22 protein-coding genes are annotated in these 24,156 nt (G+C 60.9%); 9 read left to right on the top strand and 13 right to left on the bottom strand.

What is annotated here, in order from left to right; all coding sequences use genetic code 11:
• The first annotated feature begins 11 nt into the window (after nucleotides 1–11).
• The 6 genes from BLX89_RS09015 to BLX89_RS08990 all read left to right on the top strand — a co-directional run bounded on the left by BLX89_RS09015 (nucleotide 12) and on the right by BLX89_RS08990 (nucleotide 5,352).
• A complete protein-coding gene (locus BLX89_RS09015) occupies nucleotides 12–278 on the top strand; it encodes a type II toxin-antitoxin system ParD family antitoxin (protein ID WP_075290306.1) in 267 nt (88 codons plus the stop codon).
• Nucleotides 275–589, top strand: coding sequence for a type II toxin-antitoxin system RelE/ParE family toxin (locus BLX89_RS09010; RefSeq protein ID WP_075290305.1), 315 nt, complete (start codon nucleotides 275–277; stop codon nucleotides 587–589). The genes BLX89_RS09015 and BLX89_RS09010 overlap by 4 nt, the downstream gene beginning before the upstream one ends.
• Nucleotides 589–1,992, top strand: coding sequence for a DNA repair protein RadA (gene radA / locus BLX89_RS09005; RefSeq protein ID WP_075290304.1), 1,404 nt, complete (start codon nucleotides 589–591; stop codon nucleotides 1,990–1,992). Before BLX89_RS09010 ends, radA begins: the two co-directional genes overlap by 1 nt.
• A gap of 146 nt (nucleotides 1,993–2,138) precedes the next feature.
• Nucleotides 2,139–2,768: a CvpA family protein gene (locus BLX89_RS09000; protein WP_075290303.1), complete on the top strand. Its 630-nt coding sequence runs from the start codon at nucleotides 2,139–2,141 to the stop codon at nucleotides 2,766–2,768.
• A 150-nt stretch (nucleotides 2,769–2,918) separates the two neighbouring features.
• Entirely contained in the window at nucleotides 2,919–4,403 is a 1,485-nt protein-coding gene (purF, locus tag BLX89_RS08995) for an amidophosphoribosyltransferase (protein WP_075290302.1), read from the top strand.
• Between the two features lie 208 nt (nucleotides 4,404–4,611).
• Nucleotides 4,612–5,352 carry an SDR family NAD(P)-dependent oxidoreductase gene (locus tag BLX89_RS08990; RefSeq protein ID WP_075290301.1) on the top strand — a complete coding sequence of 247 codons (741 nt, stop codon included), beginning with the start codon at nucleotides 4,612–4,614 and terminating at the stop codon, nucleotides 5,350–5,352.
• Between the two features lie 67 nt (nucleotides 5,353–5,419).
• On the opposite strand, the gene pssA is transcribed toward BLX89_RS08990, so the two are convergent.
• The 4 genes from pssA to BLX89_RS08970 form a co-directional block, all read right to left on the bottom strand.
• Nucleotides 5,420–6,292 carry a CDP-diacylglycerol--serine O-phosphatidyltransferase gene (gene pssA / locus BLX89_RS08985; RefSeq protein WP_075290300.1) on the bottom strand — a complete coding sequence of 291 codons (873 nt, stop codon included), beginning with the start codon at nucleotides 6,290–6,292 and terminating at the stop codon, nucleotides 5,420–5,422.
• Nucleotides 6,293–6,371: 79 nt separating this feature from the next.
• The gene (locus BLX89_RS08980) at nucleotides 6,372–7,088 is read right to left on the bottom strand and encodes a phosphatidylserine decarboxylase (protein ID WP_280950574.1); all 717 of its coding nucleotides are present in this window, start codon (nucleotides 7,086–7,088) and stop codon (nucleotides 6,372–6,374) included.
• A gap of 140 nt (nucleotides 7,089–7,228) precedes the next feature.
• Nucleotides 7,229–9,112, bottom strand: a complete 1,884-nt coding sequence (locus BLX89_RS08975; RefSeq protein ID WP_075290298.1) for an ABCB family ABC transporter ATP-binding protein/permease — start codon at nucleotides 9,110–9,112, stop codon at nucleotides 7,229–7,231.
• 167 nt (nucleotides 9,113–9,279) lie between these two features.
• Nucleotides 9,280–11,154 carry a LysM peptidoglycan-binding domain-containing protein gene (locus tag BLX89_RS08970; protein WP_425348601.1) on the bottom strand — a complete coding sequence of 625 codons (1,875 nt, stop codon included), beginning with the start codon at nucleotides 11,152–11,154 and terminating at the stop codon, nucleotides 9,280–9,282.
• Between the two features lie 249 nt (nucleotides 11,155–11,403).
• Here BLX89_RS08970 and BLX89_RS08965 point away from each other — a divergent pair, with 249 nt between their 5' ends.
• Complete coding sequence (locus BLX89_RS08965) at nucleotides 11,404–12,024, top strand: LOG family protein (RefSeq protein WP_075290296.1); 621 nt, start codon at nucleotides 11,404–11,406, stop codon at nucleotides 12,022–12,024.
• A gap of 77 nt (nucleotides 12,025–12,101) precedes the next feature.
• On the opposite strand, the gene rarD is transcribed toward BLX89_RS08965, so the two are convergent.
• Nucleotides 12,102–13,055: an EamA family transporter RarD gene (rarD, locus tag BLX89_RS08960; protein ID WP_075290295.1), complete on the bottom strand. Its 954-nt coding sequence runs from the start codon at nucleotides 13,053–13,055 to the stop codon at nucleotides 12,102–12,104.
• Between the two features lie 201 nt (nucleotides 13,056–13,256).
• Here rarD and BLX89_RS08955 point away from each other — a divergent pair, with 201 nt between their 5' ends.
• Both BLX89_RS08955 and BLX89_RS08950 read left to right on the top strand, forming a co-directional pair.
• Nucleotides 13,257–15,242 carry a bifunctional 2',3'-cyclic-nucleotide 2'-phosphodiesterase/3'-nucleotidase gene (locus BLX89_RS08955; RefSeq protein WP_075290294.1) on the top strand — a complete coding sequence of 662 codons (1,986 nt, stop codon included), beginning with the start codon at nucleotides 13,257–13,259 and terminating at the stop codon, nucleotides 15,240–15,242.
• A 43-nt stretch (nucleotides 15,243–15,285) separates the two neighbouring features.
• Complete coding sequence (locus BLX89_RS08950) at nucleotides 15,286–15,696, top strand: ester cyclase (protein ID WP_075290293.1); 411 nt, start codon at nucleotides 15,286–15,288, stop codon at nucleotides 15,694–15,696.
• Between the two features lie 71 nt (nucleotides 15,697–15,767).
• Here BLX89_RS08950 and BLX89_RS08945 read toward each other — a convergent pair whose 3' ends face one another.
• From BLX89_RS08945 to cysS, 8 genes are all read right to left on the bottom strand, one after another.
• Nucleotides 15,768–17,420 (bottom strand): M10 family metallopeptidase, encoded by a 1,653-nt coding sequence (locus BLX89_RS08945; protein WP_075290292.1) that lies wholly within the window; start codon nucleotides 17,418–17,420, stop codon nucleotides 15,768–15,770.
• A 195-nt stretch (nucleotides 17,421–17,615) separates the two neighbouring features.
• Nucleotides 17,616–19,232 (bottom strand): citramalate synthase, encoded by a 1,617-nt coding sequence (cimA, locus tag BLX89_RS08940; protein ID WP_075290291.1) that lies wholly within the window; start codon nucleotides 19,230–19,232, stop codon nucleotides 17,616–17,618.
• 229 nt (nucleotides 19,233–19,461) lie between these two features.
• Nucleotides 19,462–20,439, bottom strand: a complete 978-nt coding sequence (gene pip / locus BLX89_RS08930) for a prolyl aminopeptidase (protein WP_425348600.1) — start codon at nucleotides 20,437–20,439, stop codon at nucleotides 19,462–19,464.
• On the bottom strand, nucleotides 20,412–20,888 hold the full coding sequence (locus tag BLX89_RS08925; protein ID WP_075290288.1) for a GFA family protein: 477 nt from the start codon (nucleotides 20,886–20,888) through the stop codon (nucleotides 20,412–20,414). Before BLX89_RS08925 ends, pip begins: the two co-directional genes overlap by 28 nt.
• On the bottom strand, nucleotides 20,885–21,385 hold the full coding sequence (locus tag BLX89_RS08920; protein WP_075290287.1) for a GFA family protein: 501 nt from the start codon (nucleotides 21,383–21,385) through the stop codon (nucleotides 20,885–20,887). The genes BLX89_RS08925 and BLX89_RS08920 overlap by 4 nt, the downstream gene beginning before the upstream one ends.
• Nucleotides 21,382–21,873 carry a GFA family protein gene (locus BLX89_RS08915; RefSeq protein WP_075290286.1) on the bottom strand — a complete coding sequence of 164 codons (492 nt, stop codon included), beginning with the start codon at nucleotides 21,871–21,873 and terminating at the stop codon, nucleotides 21,382–21,384. The genes BLX89_RS08920 and BLX89_RS08915 overlap by 4 nt, the downstream gene beginning before the upstream one ends.
• A gap of 21 nt (nucleotides 21,874–21,894) precedes the next feature.
• Complete coding sequence (locus tag BLX89_RS08910; protein ID WP_075290285.1) at nucleotides 21,895–22,278, bottom strand: VOC family protein; 384 nt, start codon at nucleotides 22,276–22,278, stop codon at nucleotides 21,895–21,897.
• Between the two features lie 104 nt (nucleotides 22,279–22,382).
• Nucleotides 22,383–23,837, bottom strand: a complete 1,455-nt coding sequence (gene cysS / locus BLX89_RS08905) for a cysteine--tRNA ligase (RefSeq protein ID WP_075290284.1) — start codon at nucleotides 23,835–23,837, stop codon at nucleotides 22,383–22,385.
• Nucleotides 23,838–24,156 lie beyond the last annotated feature (319 nt).

The raw sequence follows: 24,156 nt of genomic DNA, 5'->3' as shown, positions 1-24,156 counted from the left end.
GAGAAATAGTTATGTCCAACACGAAAAAGTCCTTCGTTATCGGTGATCATTTTGACGCCTTCATCAACAAACAGGTGGCAACCGGCCGTTTTAATAATGCGAGCGAAGTCGTGCGCGCCGGCCTAAGACTTCTGGAACGTGACGAAACCAAATTCGCTGAACTCAAACGGCTGATCGATGAGGGGCTGGAGGATTTCGCGAACGGCGACTACGTCGAATTTTCCGAACCTGGACAATTGTTGGCCTATATCCAACAAGAGGCCGAAAAGGAGCAATGAGCGCATCTGGGAAATTCCGGTTATCGCGTAGAGCGATTCGCGACCTTGCCACAATCTTCCGATTCATATCTGAGAAAGACCCGATTGCTGCGCAACGACTAGTCAACAGCTTGGAAAGCAAGATAGCTGCATTGGCGCGAATTAACTTCCCGGGCGTCTCGCGGGAACAGTTCGCTCCTGGACTAAGAGCGTTTCCCTACAAAAGCCACTGCATCTATTTTCACGTCGAGGAAAACCATCTCCACGTCGTCCGCATCCTGCACGGACGCCAGGATGTTTCCTCACAAGACTTCCCCGAAAGCGAGACCTGATGGCGAAAGCCCGTACGAATTTCATCTGCCAGAACTGCGGAACGGTTCATCCGCGCTGGGTCGGAAAATGCGAAGGCTGCGGCCAGTGGAACACGATCGTCGAGGAAGACCCGATGGGCGGGATCGGTGGCGGGCCTGGCAAGACGCCAAAGAAAGGACGGCCGGTCGCTCTGACAACGCTTTCCGGCGAGATCGAGGAAGCGCCGCGTATTGCGACGGGTATTTCCGAGCTTGATCGAGCGACCGGCGGTGGTTTCGTGCGCGGCTCGGCCGTCCTGATCGGCGGCGACCCCGGCATCGGCAAATCGACGGTGCTGATGCAGGCTGCGGCCGCCCTCTCCCGGCTGAAACACCGGGTCATCTATGTCTCGGGCGAAGAGGCCGTGGCGCAGGTGCGGCTGCGCGCCCAGCGGCTTGGCGCCGCCGACACGGACGTGCTGCTCGCGGCAGAGACCAATGTCGAGGATATTCTGGCGACGCTCAGCGAAGGCAAAAGGCCGGATCTCGTCATCATCGACTCGATCCAGACGCTGTGGAGCGATATCGTCGATTCCGCGCCGGGAACGGTAACGCAAGTGAGAACCGGCGTGCAGGCGATGATCCGTTTCGCCAAGCAGACGGGCGCGACGGTCGTGCTTGTCGGCCATGTGACCAAGGAAGGCCAGATCGCCGGTCCCCGCGTCGTCGAGCATATGGTCGATGCGGTTCTCTATTTCGAGGGTGACCGCGGCCATCACTACCGCATCCTGCGCACCGTCAAGAACCGCTTCGGGCCGACCGACGAGATCGGCGTCTTTGAAATGTCGGACAAGGGGCTTCGCGAAGTCACCAACCCTTCCGAACTTTTCCTTGGGGAGCGCAATGCCAAAGCGCCGGGCGCCGCTGTCTTTGCCGGCATGGAGGGAACACGGCCGGTTCTGGTCGAGGTGCAGGCCCTGGTGGCGCCGACATCGCTCGGCACCGCCCGCCGCGCGGTAGTCGGCTGGGACTCGTCGCGTCTATCGATGATTCTTGCCGTTCTCGAAGCGCATTGCGGGGTTCGCCTCGGGCAGCACGACGTCTATCTCAATGTCGCCGGTGGCTACCGCATCACGGAGCCCGCCGCCGATCTTGCGGTCGCCTCCGCACTTGTTTCGTCGCTCGCCGGTCTTGCCCTTCCTCCCGATTGCGTCTATTTCGGCGAGGTCAGCCTGTCGGGGGCAATCCGACCGGTTGCGCACACCGCCCAGCGCCTTAAAGAAGCCGAAAAGCTCGGCTTTTCACAGGTCGTCCTGCCATCGGCTTCGCCGGATCTTCCCAAGGGAACGGGTCTGCGCTGGAGCGAGATGGAGGGGCTTCCGGATCTGGTGGCGCGCATTGCCGGCTCGAAGGGTGCCCTGAAGCAGGCGGACGAGGAATACTGACGGATTTTCCATGCGGAAACGCCGAAAATCCGGTGAAAACAGTGTTCACCGCCATGACGCCCCGGGACGCTTGCTTCGGGATGTTATATATGGTTCGCACACATCGACATGAGGCCGCTTCAGGTGCGGGTTCGGAGTAGGTCAATATGCCCATAACAATTCTCGACGGTATCGTTCTCGGCGTCGCGCTGTTTTCCGCCATTCTGGCAATGGTGCGCGGCTTTTCCCGGGAAGTCCTGTCGGTCGCAAGCTGGGTGGGCGCGGCTGCCGCAGCTTACTTTCTCTATCCTTACCTCCTGCCCTACGCGACGAAATATACGACCAGCGACACCGTTGCGATGATCGGCTCGGCCGGCGTCGTCTTTCTCGTGGCGCTGATCATCATTTCCTTCATCACCATGCGGATTGCCGATTTCATCATCGACAGCCGGATCGGGGCGCTGGACCGGACGCTTGGCTTCCTCTTCGGGGCTGCCCGCGGCGTTCTGCTTGTCGTGGTCGCCATGCTGTTCTTCAACTGGCTGGTTGCGCCGCAGCAGCAGCCGCCGTGGGTTACCCAGGCCAAGTCCAAGCCCTTGCTCGACAATCTCGGCGGCAAGCTGATCGCGCTCCTGCCTGAAAATGCCGATGCCACGATCCTCGACCGCTTGCGCGGCAAGGAGCCGACGGCCGGCGACGAGAACGACACGCCGGCTGCCCCTTCGGATCAGGCGCCGGCCGAACAGGCTCCGGCCGACGACGCGCCCGCGACCAACGGCGCAGCTACCAACGGCTGAGGTCCGATGATAGAATGAAGGCCCGCTCCGGCGGGCCTTGTCCATTTTGCAATGATGCCATGCTTGTCCCTCAATCCTCGCGACTTGACGGATCGGCATTACAATACGATATGCGCTCCTCCGCGTCCGTGCTGACAAAAGGCCAAAGCGATGACCCGTTCCGCAGAGATTGAAAACATACTCGATGGCGATACCCTGCATGAAGAATGCGGCGTGTTCGGCATCCTGGGCCATCCGGATGCGGCAACGCTGACGGCACTCGGCCTGCATGCCCTGCAGCATCGCGGACAGGAAGCGGCCGGTATCGTCACGTTCGACGGCAAGCAGTTCCACACCGAAAAGCATATGGGGCTTGTCGGCGACCACTACACAAACCCCGCGGTTCTGGCGAAGCTGCCCGGTTCTATCTCGATCGGCCATACCCGCTATTCCACGACCGGCGAAGTCGCGCTGCGCAACGTCCAGCCGCTGTTTGCCGAACTCGAAGTCGGCGGCATCGCCATCGCCCATAACGGCAACTTCACCAACGGCCTGACGCTGCGCCGCCAGATCATCGCCACCGGCGCCATTTGTCAGTCGACCTCGGATACGGAAGTCGTTCTTCACCTTATCGCCCGCTCCCGCCACTCCTCGACCGCCGACCGTTTCATCGACGCCATTCGCCAGATGGAAGGCGGCTACGCCATGGTGGCGATGACCCGCACGAAGCTCATTGCCGCACGCGACCCGATCGGCATCCGGCCGCTCGTCATGGGCGAACTTGATGGAAAGCCGATCTTCTGCTCGGAAACCTGCGCACTCGATATCATTGGCGCGAAGTACATCCGCGACGTCGAAAATGGCGAAGTCATCATCTGCGAAATCCAGCCGGACGGTTCGGTTCAGATCGATGCGCGCAAGCCGGCCAACCAGCAGCCTGAACGTCTCTGCCTGTTCGAATACGTCTACTTCGCCCGCCCCGATTCGGTTGTGGGCGGCCGGAGCGTCTATGTCGCGCGCAAGAACATGGGCATCAACCTCGCCAAGGAATCGCCGGTCGAGGCAGACGTCGTCGTTCCGGTTCCGGATGGCGGCACGCCGGCAGCCCTTGGCTTTGCCCAGGCAAGCGGCATTCCCTTCGAATACGGCATTATCCGCAACCACTATGTCGGCCGTACCTTCATCGAGCCGACACAGCAGATCCGCGCCTTCGGCGTGAAGCTGAAGCATTCTGCGAACCGGGCGATGATCGAAGGCAAGCGCGTCGTTCTCGTTGACGATTCCATCGTGCGCGGCACGACCTCGCTCAAGATCGTGCAGATGATCCGCGATGCCGGGGCGACCGAAGTGCATCTTCGCGTCGCCAGCCCGATGATCTTCTATCCGGATTTCTACGGCATCGACACGCCGAACGCCGAGAAGCTCATCGCCAACCAGTATGCGGACGTCAAGGCGATGGCGAAGTACATCGGTGCTGACTCGCTGGAGTTCCTGACGATCGACGGTCTCTACCGGGCCGTCGGTGGCGAGGATCGCAACAATGCGCGTCCACAGTTCACCGACCACTATTTCACCGGCGACTACCCGACCCGCCTGCTCGACAAGAATGGCGAGACCGCCGGCCTGAAGCTTTCGGTTATGGCCAGCAACGGCTGATCGTTTGTCGGTTTAGAATACATATCTGACGTCATCCTCGGCCTTGTGCCGAGGATCTGCTGACCCCTCCTAAAATCAAAGACTTGCAGATGCTCGGGAAGCCCGAGCATGACGGAAGAGGGAGGCTTAACTGGCCTTGCCGTCTTGCATCCGGGGGCAATGCTATGGCAGAGCAAGCCAGCATTTTCGAAACCGGAGCCATCCAGACATGATCGATCTCAAGGGCCGCCTCGCGCTGGTCACCGGAGCCTCCCGCGGCATCGGCTATTTCACCGCATTGGAGTTGGCCAAGGCGGGTGCGCAGGTCATCGCCTGCGCCCGCACGATCGGTGGTCTGGAAGAGCTTGATGATGCGATCAAGGCGGCTGGCGGTCTTCCCGCGACGCTGGTGCCCTTCGATCTCGCCGACATGGGGGCCATCGACAAGCTCGGCGGCGCTATCCATGAGCGCTGGGGTAAGCTCGACATTCTCGTCGCCAATGCCGGCATGCTTGGCGTCATCTCGCCGATCGGGCATGTCGAGGCCAAGGTTTTCGAGAAAGTCATGAACATCAATGTCACCGCGACGTGGCGGCTGATCCGTTCCGTCGATCCGCTGCTGCAGGCATCCGATGCCGGCCGCGCCCTCATCCTGTCGTCGAGCGCCGCACACAAGTGCAAGCCGTTCTGGGGGCCCTACTCCGCGTCCAAGGCCGCCGTCGAAGCCTTGGCGCGCACTTGGGCCGGCGAGACCCAGCGCCTGCCGCTGCGCATCCTCTCGGTCGATCCGGGCGGCACGCGCACGGCCATGCGGGCGCAGGCTATTCCCGGCGAAGACCCGATGACGGTGCCGCATCCTTCAGAAGTCGCCGCCAAGCTCGTTCCGCTGGTTGGGCCGGATCAGACCGAAACGGGCAAGCTCTTTATCGTCCGCGAGAACCGGATCGTGGATTACCGGCTGCCGGATTGATCAGCACAAACGCCGCATCATTGAAAAAGCCGCCTCGTTTGCACGGGCGGCTTTTTGTTCTTGGTGCTTATGGCTGATCGCTTTTGCGTTCAACCGGCAGACCGTCATCCAGCCCTTCCGGGTGGTCGGGATGATCCGGGTGATCCGGCCAGTTGCCGTATTTTTTCTGCCACTTGCGGGCGCCGAAGGGCAGCGTCGCGAGATAGGCAAGCGCCGTCACCACCATGGTCTCCCAGGTGTAGGTCATCAGGGTCGCCACGTAGAAAACAACGACCAGGATAATCGGCAGCACGAGGTCGCGACGGATACGGTTCGTCGATTTTCCCGACCAGACCGGCATGCGGCAGACTAGGAGGAAGCCGATCAGGACCGTGTAAGCCGAGGCGATGATCGCGATGGTGCGATCCGGTACGACACCGAGAAGACCCAGATAGACCGGCAACAGCACCAGCATCGCGCCCGCTGGCGCCGGCACGCCCACGAAATATTCCGACTGCCATGTCGCCTTGACCTCGCGCTCGGCCATGACGTTGAAGCGGGCAAGCCGCAGCCCGGCAGCGATTACATAGATCAGGGCCGCAATCCAGCCCAGCGAGCGGGCCTGATCCAGAATGAAGGCGTAAAGCACGAGGGCCGGTGCGACACCGAAGTTGACGATGTCGGCGAGCGAATCCATCTGCGCACCAAATTTCGACGTCGCCTTCATCATTCGGGCGAGACGGCCATCGATACCATCCAGAAAGGCGGCAAGCAGGACCATCGCAACGGCAAGCTCGAAACGGTTCTCGATCGCCAGCCGAACGCCCGACAGGCCGGCGCAGATCGCCAGCACGGTCACAACATTCGGGACGATCAGCCGCAGGGGAATTTCCCGCAGGCGCGGTCCCCGCGCTTCGTTGTTCGGGCCGTTCGGCTCATAGGACGGAAAAGGCGTTTCCATGGACTCGCTCCTGTTATTCGCTTCTACGCATTCCCGGACGCAAAACCGCTTCACACTTTTGCTGGAAATGCTCCTCGGCTCAGTCGCGGCGGCTGATGACCGGGCCCTTGGGGGAGCCGAATTCGGCAAGCACGGTTTCCCCGGCAATTGCCGTCTGGCCGAGCGTCACACGCGCCTGCGCGCCTGCCGGCAGGAAGACGTCGAGGCGAGAACCGAAGCGGATGAGGCCGAAGCGCTCGCCCGGCTGCAGCGTGTCGCCCTCGTTCGACCAGCAGATGATGCGGCGGGCAACGAGACCGGCGATCTGGACAACGCCAATGGTGCCATGGGCGGTTTCGATCGCAAGGCCGTTGCGCTCGTTTTCGTGGCTGGCCTTGTCGAGTTCGGCATTGACGAACCTGCCGGCGCGATAGGCTATGCGGCGGACCGTGCCGCGCATCGGCGAACGGTTCACGTGGCAATTGAACACATTCATGAAAACGGTGATGCGCAGCATCGGCTCGTTTCCGATACCGAGTTCATCGGGCGGGGACACAATGGCGATGGAGGATACGCGGCCATCGGCAGGGCTGATGACGAGATCGTCATCCAGCGGCGTCATGCGCACCGGATCGCGGAAGAAGTATGCGCACCACGCCGTTAGAATGAAGCCCAGCCACATCAGCGGCTCCCAGAGCAGACCCAGGAGAAGCGAAACGACGAAGAAGCCGGCAATGAACGGATAACCCGCCTTATGCACCGGGACCAGCGTGTTACGGACAGTGTTGATGAGGCTCATATATTCTCGTCTCCGAATTGTATTGCGCCCACGGGTTACAGGGAAATCGGGCGGGGGGCAATGCGCGGTTGGAGGCAGTAGGAATTAGGCAGCAGGCAATAGTCGACAATCCCGCATCTCTCTCTACTGCCTATTGCCTACCCCCTACTGTTTCTCACTCATCCCGCCACCGGCCCACGAACCACGACACCCAAATCGTCTTCCTCCTGAACCTTCTTCAAGCGCTCCTCTGCCTGCGTCGCTTCGCGCTGGCGGCTCCACATGGAGGCGTAAAGACCATTGCGGTCGATAAGTTCCCCGTGGGTGCCCCGCTCTGCGATACCGCCATCCTTCAGCACGATGATCTCATCCGCATGAATGACCGTCGAAAGGCGGTGGGCGATGACCAGCGTCGTCCGGTTTTGCGACACGACTTCCAAAGCCGCCTGGATTTCCTGCTCGGTGCGGGTGTCGAGCGCCGATGTCGCCTCGTCGAGGATCAGGATCGGCGGGCTCTTGAGAACGGTTCGCGCAATCGCAACACGTTGTTTTTCTCCGCCGGAAAGCTTCAGGCCGCGTTCGCCGACCATGGCATTGTAGCCCTCCGGCAGATGCTTGATGAAATCGCCGATCTGGGCGATCTCGGCCGCCGCCTGAACCTCCGCATCGCTGGCGGAGGGTCGGCCGTAGCGGATGTTATAGGCGAGCGTGTCGTTGAACAGCACCGTATCCTGCGGCACCATGCCGATCGCGGCGCGCAGGCTCTTCTGCGTCAGATCGCGCACATCCTGACCATCGACGGTGATCGAGCCTTCCTGCACGTCGTAGAAGCGATAGAGCAGACGCGAGAGCGTCGACTTGCCGGCACCGGAGGGGCCGACGACCGCGACGGTCTTGCCAGCCGGCACCTCGAAGCTGATGCCCTTGAGGATCGGACGGGCCGGGTCATAGGCGAAGTGCACCTCCTTGAAGACGATCGCCCCCTTGTCGATGGCGAGTTCGCGAGCGTCGGGCTTGTCGAGAACCTCGGCCTCAACTTCCAGAAGATCGAACATCTGCTCGATATCCGTGAGGCCCTGGCGGATTTCGCGGTAGACGAAGCCGATGAAATTGAGCGGGATGGAGAGCTGCATCAGCATGGCATTGATGAAGACGAAATCGCCCAGCGTCTGCTCGCCGCGCTGCACGGCGAGCGCCGACATGACCATCATGACCGCCGTGCCACCGCCGAAAATCAGAGCTTGGCCGAAGTTCAGCCAGCCCAAGGAGGTCCAGACCTGCGTTGCGGATTTCTCGTACCGCGCCATAGACTGATCGAAGCGCTTGGCTTCCATCTCCTCGTTGCCGAAATATTTGACGGTCTCGAAGTTGAGAAGAGAGTCGATGGCCTTCGTATTGGCTTCCGTATCGCTGTCGTTCATCGAACGGCGGATGGAAATGCGCCAATCGCTCGCCTTGACGGTGAACCAGATATAGAGAACGACCGTGACAGCCGTCACCAGCAGGTAGTTGAAGCCGTATCCCCACCAGAAGACCACCGCCGTCAGCAGGAATTCGATCAGCGTCGGCACCGTGTTGAGAATGGTGAAGCGGACGATGGTTTCGATGCCCTTGGTACCACGCTCGATAATGCGCGAAAGCCCGCCGGTGCGGCGCTCCAGATGGAAGCGCAGCGACAGCTGATGCATATGGACGAAGGTGCGATAGGCAAGCTGGCGCACCGCATGCTGACCGACGCTGGCAAAAAGCGCATCCCGCAGCTGGTTCAACCCCGCCTGCAGAAGACGGGCGACATTATAGGCCAGCACCAGCATGACGGCACCGGTCAAGAACGCCGGCAGGATGCCGACCACATCCGCCTTGCCGTTCAGGGCGTCGGTCGACCACTTGAAGAAATAGGGAACAAGCAGCAGGACGACCTTGGAGACCAGCAGGATCAGTGTCGCCCATACCACCCGCATCTTGAGATCGTTGCGGTCGCTGGGCCACATATAGGGCCAGAGATTGAGAATGGTCTGGAGCGGATTGCCGGCATCTGCCGATACGGTCTTCTTCTGGGCCATCGCTTCTGCTTTGCCGTCGTGCCGCGGCGATTGCCGCGGCAAAGGACACGCGGAACATCCGTCCGTGCCTTGGTTTCCAATGGAAAGCGGCGCCTCGTCGGCGCCGCTTGGTTGTCTTCAGATAGGGCTTCATCATAACCGCTGCAATGCAACGGTCGGGGAAAACCTTATGGCTGGTTCGTGATGCGCTTGCGGTGGATTTCTTCCGATTCCGCATCCGGCAGCGCCTTGTCCGGCACACCGAAGATCTGGCCCGGCTGGATCCTGTCGGGATCGCTGATCTGGTCCTCGTTGGCCATGTAAATCGTGGTGTAGCGAACGCCCGCCCCGTAGACGCGGCGCGAGATCTGCCACAGCGTATCACCGCGTCGAATGATCACGGAGGACTTGCTCTCGGTCAGCGGAGCTTGCTCGACAGTCTGCGGAGCGGCGGCCGTTTCCCCTGTGGCAGGCGCGGCCGAATTGTCCGCAGCAGGAGCCTGTGCAACCGGCTCTTCCGTCGCCGGCGCTTCAGCGACGGGTTCCTGGGTGGTCGCACCGCCTGCGGTGTCCGGAGCCGGGGTGGTTGGCGCGGTTTCCTGCGAGACCGTTCCGCCGGCGCCGTCCGTCCGCGGCATCAAGGCGGAACCGATCGCAGCCTCGATCTTGCCAAGGGCGGCGCCAACACTCTGCGCATCCTGCGGCAGAGCCTTCAGGAGTGCGAGCGCATCGGCGGCAGCCTTGGAAGTCCTGGCCACCATGTCCTTGACGCTGGCTTCCAGCGTTTCCGGGGCCTTGAAGTCGGCAAGCGAGCCCAGAGCGAATTCCGTCGAGGAGCGTGCGGCTGCCAGTTGTTCGGCATTCGGGAGTTTGCCATCGGCAAAGAGCCCCTTCAGGAGACCGAACGCCTTGGCGGCCTCGAGGCGCAGACCGTCAAAGGCACCGCCATCGAACGGCATGATCGCGCCGTTGGCGGAGGGCTGGGCGACGGCCGCGACCTGCTCGCCTGCAGGACGATCGAAAGGCACGGAGGCACGCACGGCGACGGTCTTGCCGTCGTCAGCCATCATGTCGACACGGATCGTATGCTTGCCGACAGAAAGATCGAGCGAGCCGTCGATAACAAAACGACCCTGGTCGTTGGTCTTAGCCTCGCCAATCAGTCGGTCGTCCGCGTAGCCGCGAACGAGAGAACCGGCCTTGGCTGTGCCGGCAACGAAAATCTTGCTGCCTTCAAGCTCGACTGCGGACACGGCGACAGCCGGGGGTTCTGTGGTGGCGGCGGCCGGATTTGCAGCGGCGGTCTCTGCGGTCGGCTTGGCATTTGCGTCCGCGGCAGCGGTATCGGCCGAAGCCGCGCCGTCTGCGGCCGCAGCTGGCTGTTCAGCGGCCGGCTGCTGGTTCGCCTGCGAAGCGACGGCCTCCTTCGGGGCGGTGATGATACGGCTCGCCGTACCCGGCTTGGAAACCATCGCCAGAAGCTCGCCGCTCTTGTCCTTCGGGATCGAAACCGTCGCGACCTCTTCCGAGGTCTTGGCCTGATTGCCCGCGCCGAGGCTCCGCAGCAGCAACTGATAATCGCCCGGATCGAGCGGCTGTTCGAACACAGCGGCGAAATCTCCGGCGGCACTGACATCTGCGGTCGCGACGACCTTGTCGCCGTTGACAATCTCAAGCTTGGTGCCCGGCTGGGCACGGCCCGCGATAACCGTGGAGCCATCGGGCTCGACGCGCAGGATATCAAAACTCGGAACGACCCACGCGGCTGTCGCATCGGCAGGCTTATCAGTTTGTGGCGCGGTAGCGTTCTGGCCGGCCGCTGCATCCGGGCTTGCCGTCTGCGGCGCGGCAGCCTGACCGTCCGTTGTCGAACCCTCCGTTGTGGGGCGGCTGCCCTTCGCATCGGCGGCCGGTGTTTCGGCCGCAGGCTCGCTCTTGCTTTCAGCGGACGGAGTTTCCTTGTCGCCGCTGACATTCGGCAGAACAAAGAAGACCATCAGGGCCGTCGCAGCCGCGAGTACGATGAGGGCCACCAGACCGGCCTTGTTCTTCATTTTCGACATCTCCAAGAAAGCCCGGTACCTGCGATGTTCACGTCATCGTCTGATCGAGCTCAGTCCCCATATGCGCAGGTCCCGGTCCTCTTCCCGCCCCCGGGATAGACCAGCCTGCACGGCAATTCATTCAACCCTGAAATTGCTAACGATTTCCCCACTCCTTCACAAGCATCAGAGCCCCTTGAAGGCCCGTGGGCAGACGCTTTCCCTTCATTTTTCTTGACGCATCGGACCGGGCAATGTCTCTTTGGGCCTATGAATGAGCAAAATATCCCGATTCGATCCGTTTGTGTGTATTGCGGCTCCCAGCCGGGCCGCGACAAAGCCTTCATGGATGCAGGCCGCCGGCTTGGCAAATCCATGGCGGAAAACCATCTGCAGTTGGTCTACGGCGGCGGCACAAAGGGCATCATGGGCGCAGTGGCCAGCGGCGTTCTTTCCAATGGCGGGCGCGTTACGGGCATTATCCCCGAATTTCTTGTCGATATGGAGGCGACGCGCCATTCGCTTGGCCAGCTTTCCGAGCTGATCGTGACCCCGGACATGCACGTTCGCAAGCACAAGATGTTTGAGCGGGCGGATGCCTTCGTCACCCTTCCCGGCGGCATTGGCACGCTGGAAGAGGTCGTGGAGATCATGACCTGGGCGCAGCTCGGCCGCCATCGCAAGCCGATCGTGCTTGCCAATATCGGCGGCTTCTGGGACCCGCTGATGGAACTCATCCGCCACATGGCCGACGCCGGCTTCATTCACTCGGCGCATCTCCTGCAGCCGCTCGTCATCGACAGCGTCGACGAGATCGTCCCTGCCCTGCTCAACCATTGGGCCAGCAAGGTGGACCGCGACGGCGAAGGCGACATCATCGACAAGATGTAAGGCATCATAACAGCCTGATACGAAAACGCCGCGCTTCCTCAGGAAACGCGGCGTTTCTATTGAAGCAGGCTTGCGACCTACTCTGCCGGGTGCGCCTGCAGCCGGCGAGCCGCGCGCCGGCTTTCCATCAGCATCGAGCCGGAATAGACGGCAAGCGCTGCCCAGATGAAGATGAAGGCAACGAGCTTGGCGGTGTTGAACGGCTCATGGAACACGAAGACGGCAATCAGGAAGATCATCGTGGGCGCGATGTATTGCATGATGCCGATCGTCGAAAGACGGAGCAATTTTGCGCCATTGGCGTAGATCATCAACGGAATGGCCGTGACGACGCCGCAGGCGAGCAGCAGGAGACCATCCGTCACGCCGGTATCAAAGAAATGGCCCTGCCCGCTCGCTTCGAGGTAGACGATATAGCCCAGCGCCGGAACGCTGAGGAGCAGCACCTCAAGGAAGAAACCCTGGTTGGGGCCAACCGGCAGGGTTTTGCGGAAAAAGGCATAGAGGCCCCATGTCAGGGCAAGGCTGATGGACACCCATGGCAGGCCGCCGGCATCGAAGGCAAGCACCGCAACCGCAATGGCCGCCAGACCGATGGCAACCATCTGTGCGCGGCTTAGCCGCTCCTTCAGGAGAACGGCTCCGAGGAAAATCGAAAACAGCGGGTTGATGTAGTAGCCGAGCGCCGTCTCCAGCGCCCTGCCGGCACCGATCGCCCAGACATAGATGCCCCAGTTGATGGTGATGAGGATCGCGGTGACGGAGGCCATTTTTAGCATGCGCGGCGATTGCAGCGCCACCTTCACGTCACCGGTACGCCCGAGCCACAAAAGCACGAGACCGGCAAGCGGTACCGACCAGACGATGCGGTGGGCAACCACCTCGAAAGCCGGAATGTGAGCGACCGCCTTCATGAAGAACGGCAGGAAACCCCACAGCAGATAGGCCGTAAGCGCGAAGGCAAAACCGCGCGGCGAATCGCCATTTGCCAGGGCTGGGGCCGGGGCCGGAGTGTCTTTGGCATCAGCCATGGCGTTTCATCCCGAATGTTTTTCTGCTTTGCGTCGTCCTACTCCAAAGCGGCTGGGGCGACCAATTCATTTCGGTGAAGCTTGATGCAATAAGTTTGACACTCCCGCGTCACCGGCGAAAAACCGTCATATTTCCGGGCATGCTTTCCAAACGAACCCGTTCTAGCTTTCGTCCAGACCACATGAAGAAAAGGGTACAGCATGTCAGCCAGTCTCGGACTTCACGCCATCACGCGCCGCTCTCTGCTTGGCGGCCTTGCCGCCACCTCCGGTCTTGTCCTGCTGCATCCTTTCGCAGCACGCGCAGCCAACAACCAGGCCCACCTGCGGATCATGGAAACGACCGACATCCATGTCCATGTCTTCCCCTACGACTATTATGCCGACAAGCCGAACGACACGATGGGCCTTGCCCGCACCGCCTCGATCATCGACGCAATCCGCGCGGAAGCGACCAACTCGCTGCTGGTCGACAACGGCGACTTCCTGCAGGGCAATCCGATGGGCGATTTCATGGCCTATCAGCATGGCATGAAGGAAGGCGATGTTCACCCGGTCATCAAGGCGATGAACGTTCTGGGCTACGAGGCCGGCACTCTGGGCAACCATGAGTTCAACTACGGCCTGGACTATATGAACAAGGTGCTTGCCGGCGCCAACTATCCTTTCGTCTGCGCCAACCTGACCAAGGGCCAGCTTGCCTCCGATCCCAGGAAAGACGAGCTTTTCTTCAAGCCCTATACGATCGTCGAAAAGGTGATCACCGACGGCTCCGGCGCAACCAGCCCGCTGAAGATCGGCATCATCGGCTTCGTGCCGCCCCAGATCATGATCTGGGACATCAAGAACCTCGAAGGCAAGGCGCAGACGCGCGATATCGTCGAGGCTGCCAAGGCCTGGGTGCCGGTCATGAAGGAAGACGGCGCCGATATCGTTATCGCGCTTTCCCATTCCGGCATCGATGGCTCGGGCCAGTCCCACCGCATGGAAAACGCCTCGCTCTATCTCGCAGGGGTGGAGGGCATTGATGCCGTTTTCACCGGACACCAGCATCTCGTCTTTCCCGGCCCGAAGAGTTTTGACGGCATCGAAGGCGTCGATCCCGTCAAGGGCACGCTGCTTGGCAAGCCGGCCGTCATGGGCGGCTTCTGGGGATCGCATCTCGGCCTAATCGACCTGCTGCTGGAGAAGGACGGCAACAGCTGGCGGATCGTCGATTTCACGACCGAAGCGCGGCCGATCTACCACCGCGAGGACAAGAAGGTCGTGGCGGATGTGGTCGATCGCGCCGACGTGCTGACGGCGGCGAAGGCCGAACATGAGGCGACGCTCGCCTATGTGCGCACGCCGGTCGGCAAGACCTCCGCTCCCCTCTACTCCTACTTCGCGCTGGTGGCGGACGACCCGTCCGTCCAGATCGTCTCCAATGCACAGACCTGGTACATCAAGGACATGCTGAAGGACACGGAGCACAAGGATCTTCCGGTGCTTTCGGCCGCGGCTCCCTTCAAGGCCGGCGGTCGCGGCGGTGCCGATTACTATACCGACGTTCCGGCGGGCGACATCGCCATCAAGAACGTCGCGGATCTCTATCTTTATCCGAACACCGTGCAGGCCGTCGTTATCACCGGCGAACAGGTAAAGAACTGGCTGGAAATGTCGGCCGGCATGTTCAACACGGTCGAGGCAGGCGCAAAGGATGCACCGCTTCTGAACCCGGATTTCCCGTCCTACAATTTCGATATCATCGACGGCGTGACCTACGAAATCGACCTTTCCCAGCCGGCGAAATACGACAATGACGGCAATGTCGTGAACGCCGGCTCAAACCGCATCCAGAACCTGACGTTCGACGGCAAGCCGATCGATCCCGCGCAAAAATTCGTGGTCGCGACCAACAATTATCGTGCGGGCGGCGGCGGAAAGTTTCCCGACATCGCAGCCGACAAGGTGGTGTTCGTGGCACCCGACACGAACCGCGACGTCATCGTCCGCTATATCCACGAACAGGGAACGATCAATCCCTCTGCCGATGCCAACTGGACCTTCAAACCCTTGGCCAACACGACTGCTATCTTCGAGACTGGCCCGAGGGCGCGCGGGCTGCTCGGTGAGGTCAAGAGCGTGAAGCTCGAGGATGCAGGCGACGGGGCGGACGGCTTCGCCAAGTTCAGGCTGGTGCTGTGAGGCGCGGGCTGACGCATCCCGCAGCCAACGGAAGGCGACGGCTATGACGAAAGACGAACTTTGCGCGCTTTATCGCGGTTACATCGATTGCCTCAATCGGCAGGACTGGCCGTCGCTCGGTCAGTTCGTGCATAAGGACGCAAGCCACAATGGCCGATCGATCGGGCTTTCCGGCTATCGGGCGATGCTGGAAAAGGATTTCGACGATATTCCCGACCTTTACTTCAGCATCGACATGCTGGCGGCCGATCCACCGGTGATCGCCAGCCGCCTCGGCTTTCATTGCACGCCACGCGCAACCTTTCTCGGCCTCCCCGTGAATGGCGGGAAAGTCTCCTTTGCCGAGAACGTCTTCTATAGTTTTCGGGATGGGAAGATATGGCAGGTCCTGTCGATCATCGACAAGGCGGCCATCGAAGGGCAACTTTCCGGCATGTCCGACACCGGCGAATAACGCGAAAGCGTGGCATGTCCATCAGGCCATGCCACGCTCGGAAGCGGGACCGTATCGACGCGGGTGGATCGTCAGACGATCAGGAAGTCGCTATAGGTGACCTTGTAGCTGTTATCGAGCTCTGCAAACTTGATGGCCGAACCGCCGGTACCCGCACCGTCGTTATCGTAGTAAATCCACGAGTCGTCGGTATCGAAGAACAGGTGGTCGCCCTTGGCCATCGACTTGACCGAGGTACCGGACGAGAAATCGCCTTTGGAAAGACCGACGGGATCTTTCGGATTGCCCAGCCCGGTAAAGGTATCGGCCAGCAGGGTGATCTTGTCGCCCGTGGCGAAATCGATCAAGAGGTCGAGCCCAAGCTTGGCGAGCGTGACAGCACCGAAAACGAAGAAGTCGTTACCGCTTCCGCCGGTCAGGATATCGCTGCCGGCGCCGCCGTCCAGATAGTCCGACCCCGCCTTGCCGGAAAGCCGGTTGGAGAAGCCGTCACCGACGAAAACATCGTCGCCCGAGCCGCCCGTGAGGTTTTCGATATTGCGGACGCGGTCGAGAATCGTGTCGTTTTGATTGGTGACATTCGCCCAGGAGGCACCCTTCAAGGCGATCTGGATCGTCGTGGTCGAGGAGCTGTAGTCCGCCGTATCCTGGCCGGTACCGCCATCGAGGCTGTCGTAGCCGGAGCCGCCGATGAGCCTGTCATTGCCGGCATTGCCGTTCAGCGTATCCTTGCCGGCACCGCCGCTCAGCAGATTGGCCGCCTTATTGCCGTTAATCGTGTCGGCGCCAGAGCCGCCGACCGCGTTTTCGATCGTCACGCCCTTGGCAATCGAGATATTCCACTTCAACCCGCCGACGGACGAGAACTTTTCGGCGTTGAGGTCGATGGTCTGGGTAGCGGTGTACTTCGAGAAATTCAGCGTATCGCGACCGCCTGCGTCCCAGATGGAAAAGACGGTCTTGTCCGAAGCCTTCGACAGGCCATAAACGCCCTTGCCGCCGAAGCCGTAGGTATCATCACCGGTCCGCGTCGTCATGTTGGCGCCATAGAGCCGCTGGAGGGCTGCGATGTCATGCAGGCCAAGCGTCTTCAGAAGTTGCCCCTGATGCACTGCCCCGGTCTCCGAGGCGGAAAAATAACTCATCACGGTGTATTGCAGCGAATCCTGCCTGTAGGCGGCGTCCCGCTCATAGTCGAAATTTTCAGGATAATCCGTGGGGTGTTCGAGGCCAAGGGAGTGGCCGAGCTCGTGCATGATGGTGTTATAGTCATCCGAGCCGATGGCGATCTGCGGGCTGGAACCATTGGAATTCGGTCCTTCCAGATTGTACCAGAAGTCGCCGTCAAGAGCGGCGGAACTCGTCCTGCCGCTGCCGACGCCGTAGGAGTATCCGTAGATCCCGCCATTCTCGGCATCGCTGTAATTGCCAAGCAGCATCGTAGCCGCATTGGAATAGCCATTGGTGCCGGCGACCCGCTTCAAGGTGACGCCGCAGACCTCCTCGAACAGATCGAAGATTTTTTCGCTGACGGCAATCTGGGACGCCGTGAACTTTTCGAATGTCTGCGCCTCGACGGAGTCCCCCTGATAACCGGAGGGAATGCTGGTACGATAAGCATATGTTATCGTTACTTTTTCAGCGAGATTTACCGCCCAGCTGGAATCGTTGCGTGTCAGCTGCTCACCGGCCTGTGTCGTCGTCAGAGATGGCTTCGTGGCCATGGATTTCCCCCTGTGTTTCCCGTCTTCCAGAAAGCAGATTCGTTCCTGCCAAGAAACGGTTCGGGGAAATATAAGTAAGATCGCACCTAAAATGGTTACCGGGGTGACTGAACAGCGACGTCACTCTCGGAATCCAGCCGATTCGTTGAGGAAGTGGCGTCCACCTTGCCAGCGCTTTGGTGGACGCCTCGACTGTTATTCCGCGGCCACCAGCCCTTGATGGTTGCGGTTCTTCAGGAGCTTGTAGACGATGGAATCCATAAGCGCCTGGAAAGACGCATCGATGATGTTGTCGGAGACACCGACGGTCCACCAGCGCTGGCCGGTGCCGTCTAGGGATTCTATGAGCACGCGGGTTATCGCTTCCGTGCCGCCGTTGAGGATGCGGACCTTGTAGTCAGCCAGTTCCAGATCGGCGATCTCGGACTGGTATTTGCCGAGATCCTTTCGCAGCGCCAGATCGAGCGCGTTGACCGGCCCGTGACCTTCGGCAACCGACATGGTTGTCTCGCCATCGATCGAGACCCGAACCACTGCTTCCGAGACGGTCTTGAGATTGCCGTTCGCATCGTAGCGACGCTCGACCATCACGCGGAAACTGTCGACGTGGAAGAAATCCGGCACGGAACCGAGGGTACGCTGGGCAAGGATCGCAAAGCTCGCATCAGCCCCTTCATAAGCGTAGCCGGTCGCCTCGCGCTCTTTGACGATGGAAATCAGCTTGTCGAGCTTCGGATCGTCTTTGGAGACCACGATGCCACGGCGTTTGAGCGCATTGATGAAATTGGCCTTGCCGCCCTGATCTGAGACCATGACCTTACGCAGGTTGCCGACGCTTTCGGGCGTCACGTGTTCATAGGTACGCGGGTCTTTCAGCAGCGCAGAGGCGTGGATGCCGGCCTTGGTGGCGAAGGCGGAGGCGCCGACATAGGGCATCTGGTGATCGGGGGAGCGGTTCAGTAGCTCGTCGAAGGCGTGGGATAGGCGGGTGAGTTCCTGCAGCTTTTCTGAATCTATGCCGGTTTCAAAACGGGTGGCATAGGTTTCCTTCAGCGCCAGTGTCGGGATCAGCGTCACCACATTGGCGTTGCCGCAACGTTCGCCGATACCGTTCAGCGTGCCCTGGACCTGGCGGACGCCAGCCTCCACGGCGGCCAGCGAATTGGCGACGGCCTGTCCGGTGTCGTTATGGGCATGGATGCCGAGATTGGCACCGGGGACACCGGCGGCGATGACGGCCGCGACGATGTCGCGAATTTCCGGCGGCTGGGTGCCGCCATTGGTGTCACAGAGAACGACCCAGCGGGCGCCTGCGTTGTAGGCCGTCGTGGCGCAGGCGAGCGCATATTCGGGATTGGCCTTGTAGCCGTCAAAGAAGTGCTCGCAGTCGATCATAGCCTCGCGGCCGCTCCTTACCACGGCCTGAACGGATTCCCGGATCGACTCCAGGTTTTCCTCGTTGGAACAGCCGAGTGCGACCTTCACATGATAGTCCCAGCTCTTGGCGACAAGACAGATCGCGTCGCTGTTGGCCTGCAGCAAAGCATTGAGGCCCGGATCGTTGGAGGCGGAAACACCGGCGCGCTTGGTCATTCCGAAGGCCACGAACCGGGCACTGTGGGTGCGGCGGGTCTTGAAGAACTCGGTATCCGTCGGGTTGGCACCGGGATAACCACCCTCGACATAGTCGACGCCGAAATCATCGAGCAAAGCGGCAATCGCAATCTTGTCCTCGACGGAAAAATCAATGCCGGGCGTCTGCTGCCCGTCACGTAGGGTGGTGTCGAAGAGGTAGATGCGTTCGCGGGTCATGCGGCTTTGCTCCGAAAGCGGATTACGGCAGTTGGTGATTTATCACGGAGGCCCTGGCCGGCGGCCTTACCCCCCTCTGTCGGCGACGCCGACATCTCCCCCTCAAGGGGGGAGATCAGCCGCAGACTGCCTGCGTCCCTAACCTTTGCAAGAGGAAAGAACGATCTCCCCCCTTGAGGGGGAGATGTCCCGAAGGGACAGAGGGGGGTGAAAGCGGCAGAACTGGTCATTACACCTTCCCCGCATACCTGTCCGTCGCGCGGATCAGCTGATCGAGAATGCCGGGCTCCGAATAGGCGTGCCCCGCCCCTTCGATCAGATGGAAATCCGCATCCGGCCATGCCTTGTGCAGTGCCCAGGCATATTTCGCCGGGCACGGCATGTCGTAGCGACCGTGAATGATGACGCCGGGAATGCCTTGGAGCTTGTGTGCATCACGCAGCAGCTGTCCCTCCTCCATCCAGCCGGCATTGACGAAGAAGTGGTTTTCGATGCGGGCGAAGGCGTAGGCGAACTCGTCTTCCTCGAACTTGTCGCTGGTGGACGGTTCAGGAAGCAGCGTGATGGTTTCGCCTTCCCAGATGCTCCAGGTCTTGGCAGCGGCAAGCCGGGTCGCCTTGTCGTCGCTGGTCAGGCGGCGATGATAGGCGTGCATCATTTCGTGACGCTCATTTTCCGGGATCGGCGCGATGAAGCGCTCCCACTTGTCCGGAAACATCTCGGAGACGCCGAACTGGTAGTACCAGTCGAGTTCGGCCCTGGTCAGCGTGTAGATGCCGCGCAGGACGAGTTCGGACACATGTTCGGGGTGCTTTTCGGCATAGGCGAGCGCCAGGGTCGAGCCCCAGGAGCCGCCGAAAACCAGCCACTTGTCGATACCCGCCATCTCGCGCAGGCGCTCGATATCGGCCACCAGATGCCATGTGGTATTGGCCTCAAGTTCGCCATGCGGCGTCGATTGTCCGCAGCCGCGCTGGTCGAACAGGGTGACGTCGTAAAGCGCTGGATCGAACAGGCGGCGGTGGCTCGGCGAGATCGTGCCGCCGGGGCCGCCATGCAGGAAGACGGCCGGCTTGGCGCCGGGCGTGCCGGACTTTTCCCAATAGATGACGTGACCGTCGCCGACATCGAGATGGCCGGACGCGTAGGGTTCGATTTCAGGGTAAAGCGTGCGCAATGTCATAGATTCATGCCGTGTTGAGGCCATTCGGCCGTATCGTGATCGGGATGCTGGAAGGAGATGATCTGCTCCTGCCGGGAGTAATAATCCGCGTCCTTATGGACCGGCTGCTCGAAGATCGTCGTGACCCAGGGAATGCGGGCAGCATAGTTGACCTGAATTTGTGGCGCGAGATCGGAGCGATCGTCGAAGGCGCCGATGGCGATCTCCAGCCCGCCGGGATGGCGGTAGGTCAGCGGCGTTCCGCAGGAAGCGCAGAAGCCACGGGAAATATTGACAGAGGACTGGAAGTAGCTCGGCTCTTCGCGGGTCCATTCGACACCGCCTTCCGGCGCGGTGACCAGCGGGCCGAAGAAACCCCCGAACGCTTTCTGGCACATGCGGCAGTGACAGATCGACGGGCGGCCAAGCGTGCCCCTGATGCGGAAACGGACAGCGCCGCACTGGCAGCCTCCGGTACGTTCGGTATCGGTCATCGATCATCCTCCAGGGGCCAGTGAACGGTGTCGTAATCGGGATGCTGGTTGTTCGATTCAAGGATGGCGATATGGCGCTCGACAGCGCCCTCGCCCTCCGTATCCGTTTCCTTTTCCGGCAAACGCGGCAGCTGTGAAAACCATGGCACGCGCGATTCCACGCCGGACTGGCCGATAGGGCGAACATCGTCGGGATCATCAAGCGAACCGAGCACGATGTTGATGAAGTCCTCCGCCGGCATGTCGTAGAACAGCGGCGTGCCGCATTTCTCGCAAAAGCCACGGCGCACCAGATGGGACGACTGGAACCAGGACGGCTCGCCGCGCGTCAGCGAAAAGGTCGCGCGGGCGGCATTGGCGAGCGGCATGAAATAGTTGCCGGCCGCCTTCTGGCACATCCGGCAATGGCAGAGATGCGGGTCGGCAAGCGTGCCCTCGGCGCGGTAGCGCACCGCGCCGCACTGGCATCCGCCGGTGTAGATCCGCGAAATGCTCATGGGCGTGCCTCCGGCGGCCAATCGACGGTGTCATGATCGGGATGCTGATAGGAAACAACAGACGCGAGATACGGCGCGCCTTCAAGATCGTCCTCGGTGTTCTGCTGCGGCAGGGCATGCAGCCGATCGACAAAATCGATCTTCGCCTCGACGCCGAATTGCACCGTCGGCGGTACGGCAGACGGATCATCCAGCGCACCCAAGGCAATCGCCACGCCATCCGGCGCTTCGAAGGTCAAGGGCGTGCCGCAATCGGCGCAGAAACCGCGCAGCACCGAATTGGACGAACGAAACCGTTTCGGCTCGCCGCGTGTCCAGACAAGCTCGGCTCCACGGGTTGAGACCAGCGGGGCGTAATAGGCCCCGAATGCCTTCTGGCACATGCGGCAATGACAGATCGAGGCCTCGCCCAACGGACCGCTGATGCGGAAGCGAACGGCTCCGCATTGGCAGCCACCGGTATAGCGAGGCGTCGTGTCAGTACTCATGACGGTCCTTCCTCCTCCAGCCTATTCCGGTTTGTGACAGACTGCTTCGATGTTGTTCCCATCGGGGTCAAAAACGAAAGCCCCGTAGTAGTTCAGATGATAGTGGGGACGCAGCCCTGGCGCACCATTGTCTCTTCCGCCAGACGCCATCGCGGCCGCATAGAAGGCATCGACCATGGCGCGACCAGAGGCCGTGAAGGCGATGTGGCGGCCCGGACCCGGGTCTTTGCCTTCCGTCAGCCAGTAGCTTGGGTGATCGCGGCCGTAACCGAAGACGTTCATGCCACCGGTATATTCCTTCGGCACCGTCATCATCAGCGTGGCGCCGAGCGCGGTCATGGTTGCATCATAGAACGTCTTTGCCTTCCCGAAGTCGGAGACGGCAATCCCGGTATGATCGATCATTTCAACTCCTCCCTGCAACGTTTCCCGGAATGCCTTCCTGGCCGACACATCATCGGCCAGTCAGTTTCATCGGCCAAGTCGGCAACAGCTCGCGGACAACCCGCTCACCGTTTCACTTCCCACGTCGTAACGCGCTCTCCTGTCGCCGGGTCCTTGCCGTCCTTAAGCTGGATGCCCTGAGCAACGAGCTGGTCGCGAATCTTGTCGGCCTCGGCAAAATTCTTGGCCTTCAGCATTTCAAGACGCATCTCCACCAGCGCATCGATTGCCGCCTTGAGATCATCCTGAAGAACCGGCTCATCCTTGCGCCATGCGGCCGATGGGAACCAGAGGCCCAGGAACTTCAGGCTTGCCGCCAGCCTTTCGGCAGAGCCTTCCGTCTCCTTTGCCAGAGCGTGCAGTCTCGCCACAACCTTCGACATATCGAGGTCGTCGGCGAGAGCATCGAGAACCTCGCCGTCCAGCGCCGCGTCGTTCGCCGGAGCGTGCTGCTCCGCAACGAGATTCCAGCGCTTGAGGATACGCTCCGCCTCCTCAAGCCGCTTGATCGAAAAATCGATCGGCTCGCGATAATGGGTCATCAGCATGGCAAGGCGCAGCACCTCGCCCGGCCATTTACGGCCACCGAAGACGTCGCTGTGCAACAGCTCCGCGATGGTAACGAAGTTGCCTTCGGACTTCGACATCTTGCGGCCTTCGACCTGCAGGAAGCCGTTGTGCATCCAGACATTGGCCATGACCGGCGTGCCGTGGGCGCAACGCGACTGAGCGATCTCGTTTTCATGGTGCGGGAAGATAAGATCGAGCCCACCGCCATGGATATCGAAGACGTCGCCGAGATACCGCCCGCTCATGGCCGAGCATTCGATATGCCAGCCCGGACGACCGAAGATCGACTGGCTGACACCTTCGACTGTAAAGCTCGCATCCCAGCCCGGCTCGTTCTCGGCCGACTGCTTCCAGAGCACGAAATCGGCTGGATTGTGCTTGTGTTCCTCGACGGCCACGCGGGCACCGGCCTGCTGGTCTTCCAGCTTGCGCTTTGAGAGTGCGCCGTAGTCCGCCATGGAGCCGGTCGAAAACAGCACTTCCTTGCCTTCCGAGCCCGTCGCGACATAGGCATGGCCCTTGTCGATGAGCGTCTGGATGATCTCGACCATCTGCACGATGTTTTCGGTCGCCCGCGGCTGGACATCCGGATCGAGGCAGCCGAGCGCCTTGGCGTCCTCGATGAACTGCGTCTCGGTCTTTTCCGTCACGCGGCGGATGGCATCGTTCAGCGGAAGACCGGGGTAGTCACGCAGCGCCCGCGCGTTGATCTTGTCGTCAACGTCGGTGATGTTGCGGACATAGGTGACATTCTCAGCGCCATAGACATGACGCAGCAGCCGGTTCAGCACGTCGAAGACGATGACCGGGCGGGCGTTGCCGATGTGGGCGAAATCATAAACGGTCGGGCCGCAGACATACATACGCACATTTTTGGCGTCGATTGGCGTGAAATCCGCCTTTTCGCGCGTGAGCGTGTTGTACAGTTTCAGCGTCGGCTTTTCGGCCATTCCAAGTCTCCCAATTGCATGCTGACGGGTACACGACAGCCCACCGCTGGACCTTCGCGTTGTCATCTTGGATTTCAGGAGACGAAAACGGACGGGCCAGCTGAAGCGCTAGCGAATAATAATCCCGCAGGTGATGCAGATAACCGTTTTCATGGCGAGCTTTATCGCGCCTGAAAGGCATTCGGTCAAGGGGGCGGGCCAGAGAGCGGTCAAGAGGTCAGTCCAGCGCCAGCATCATATGTTTGGATTGCAATCGCTCCGTCATTCTTTTGTCACGTTTGGGCCGTCAGAGACGCCAAGTGACTGAGGATTCGGGCTT

The organism is Pararhizobium arenae, from assembly GCF_001931685.1.
Lineage (GTDB): Bacteria > Pseudomonadota > Alphaproteobacteria > Rhizobiales > Rhizobiaceae > Pararhizobium > Pararhizobium arenae.
The sequence above is the reverse complement of the archived record's forward strand: the minus strand, read 5'-3'. Positions and strand labels throughout refer to the sequence as shown.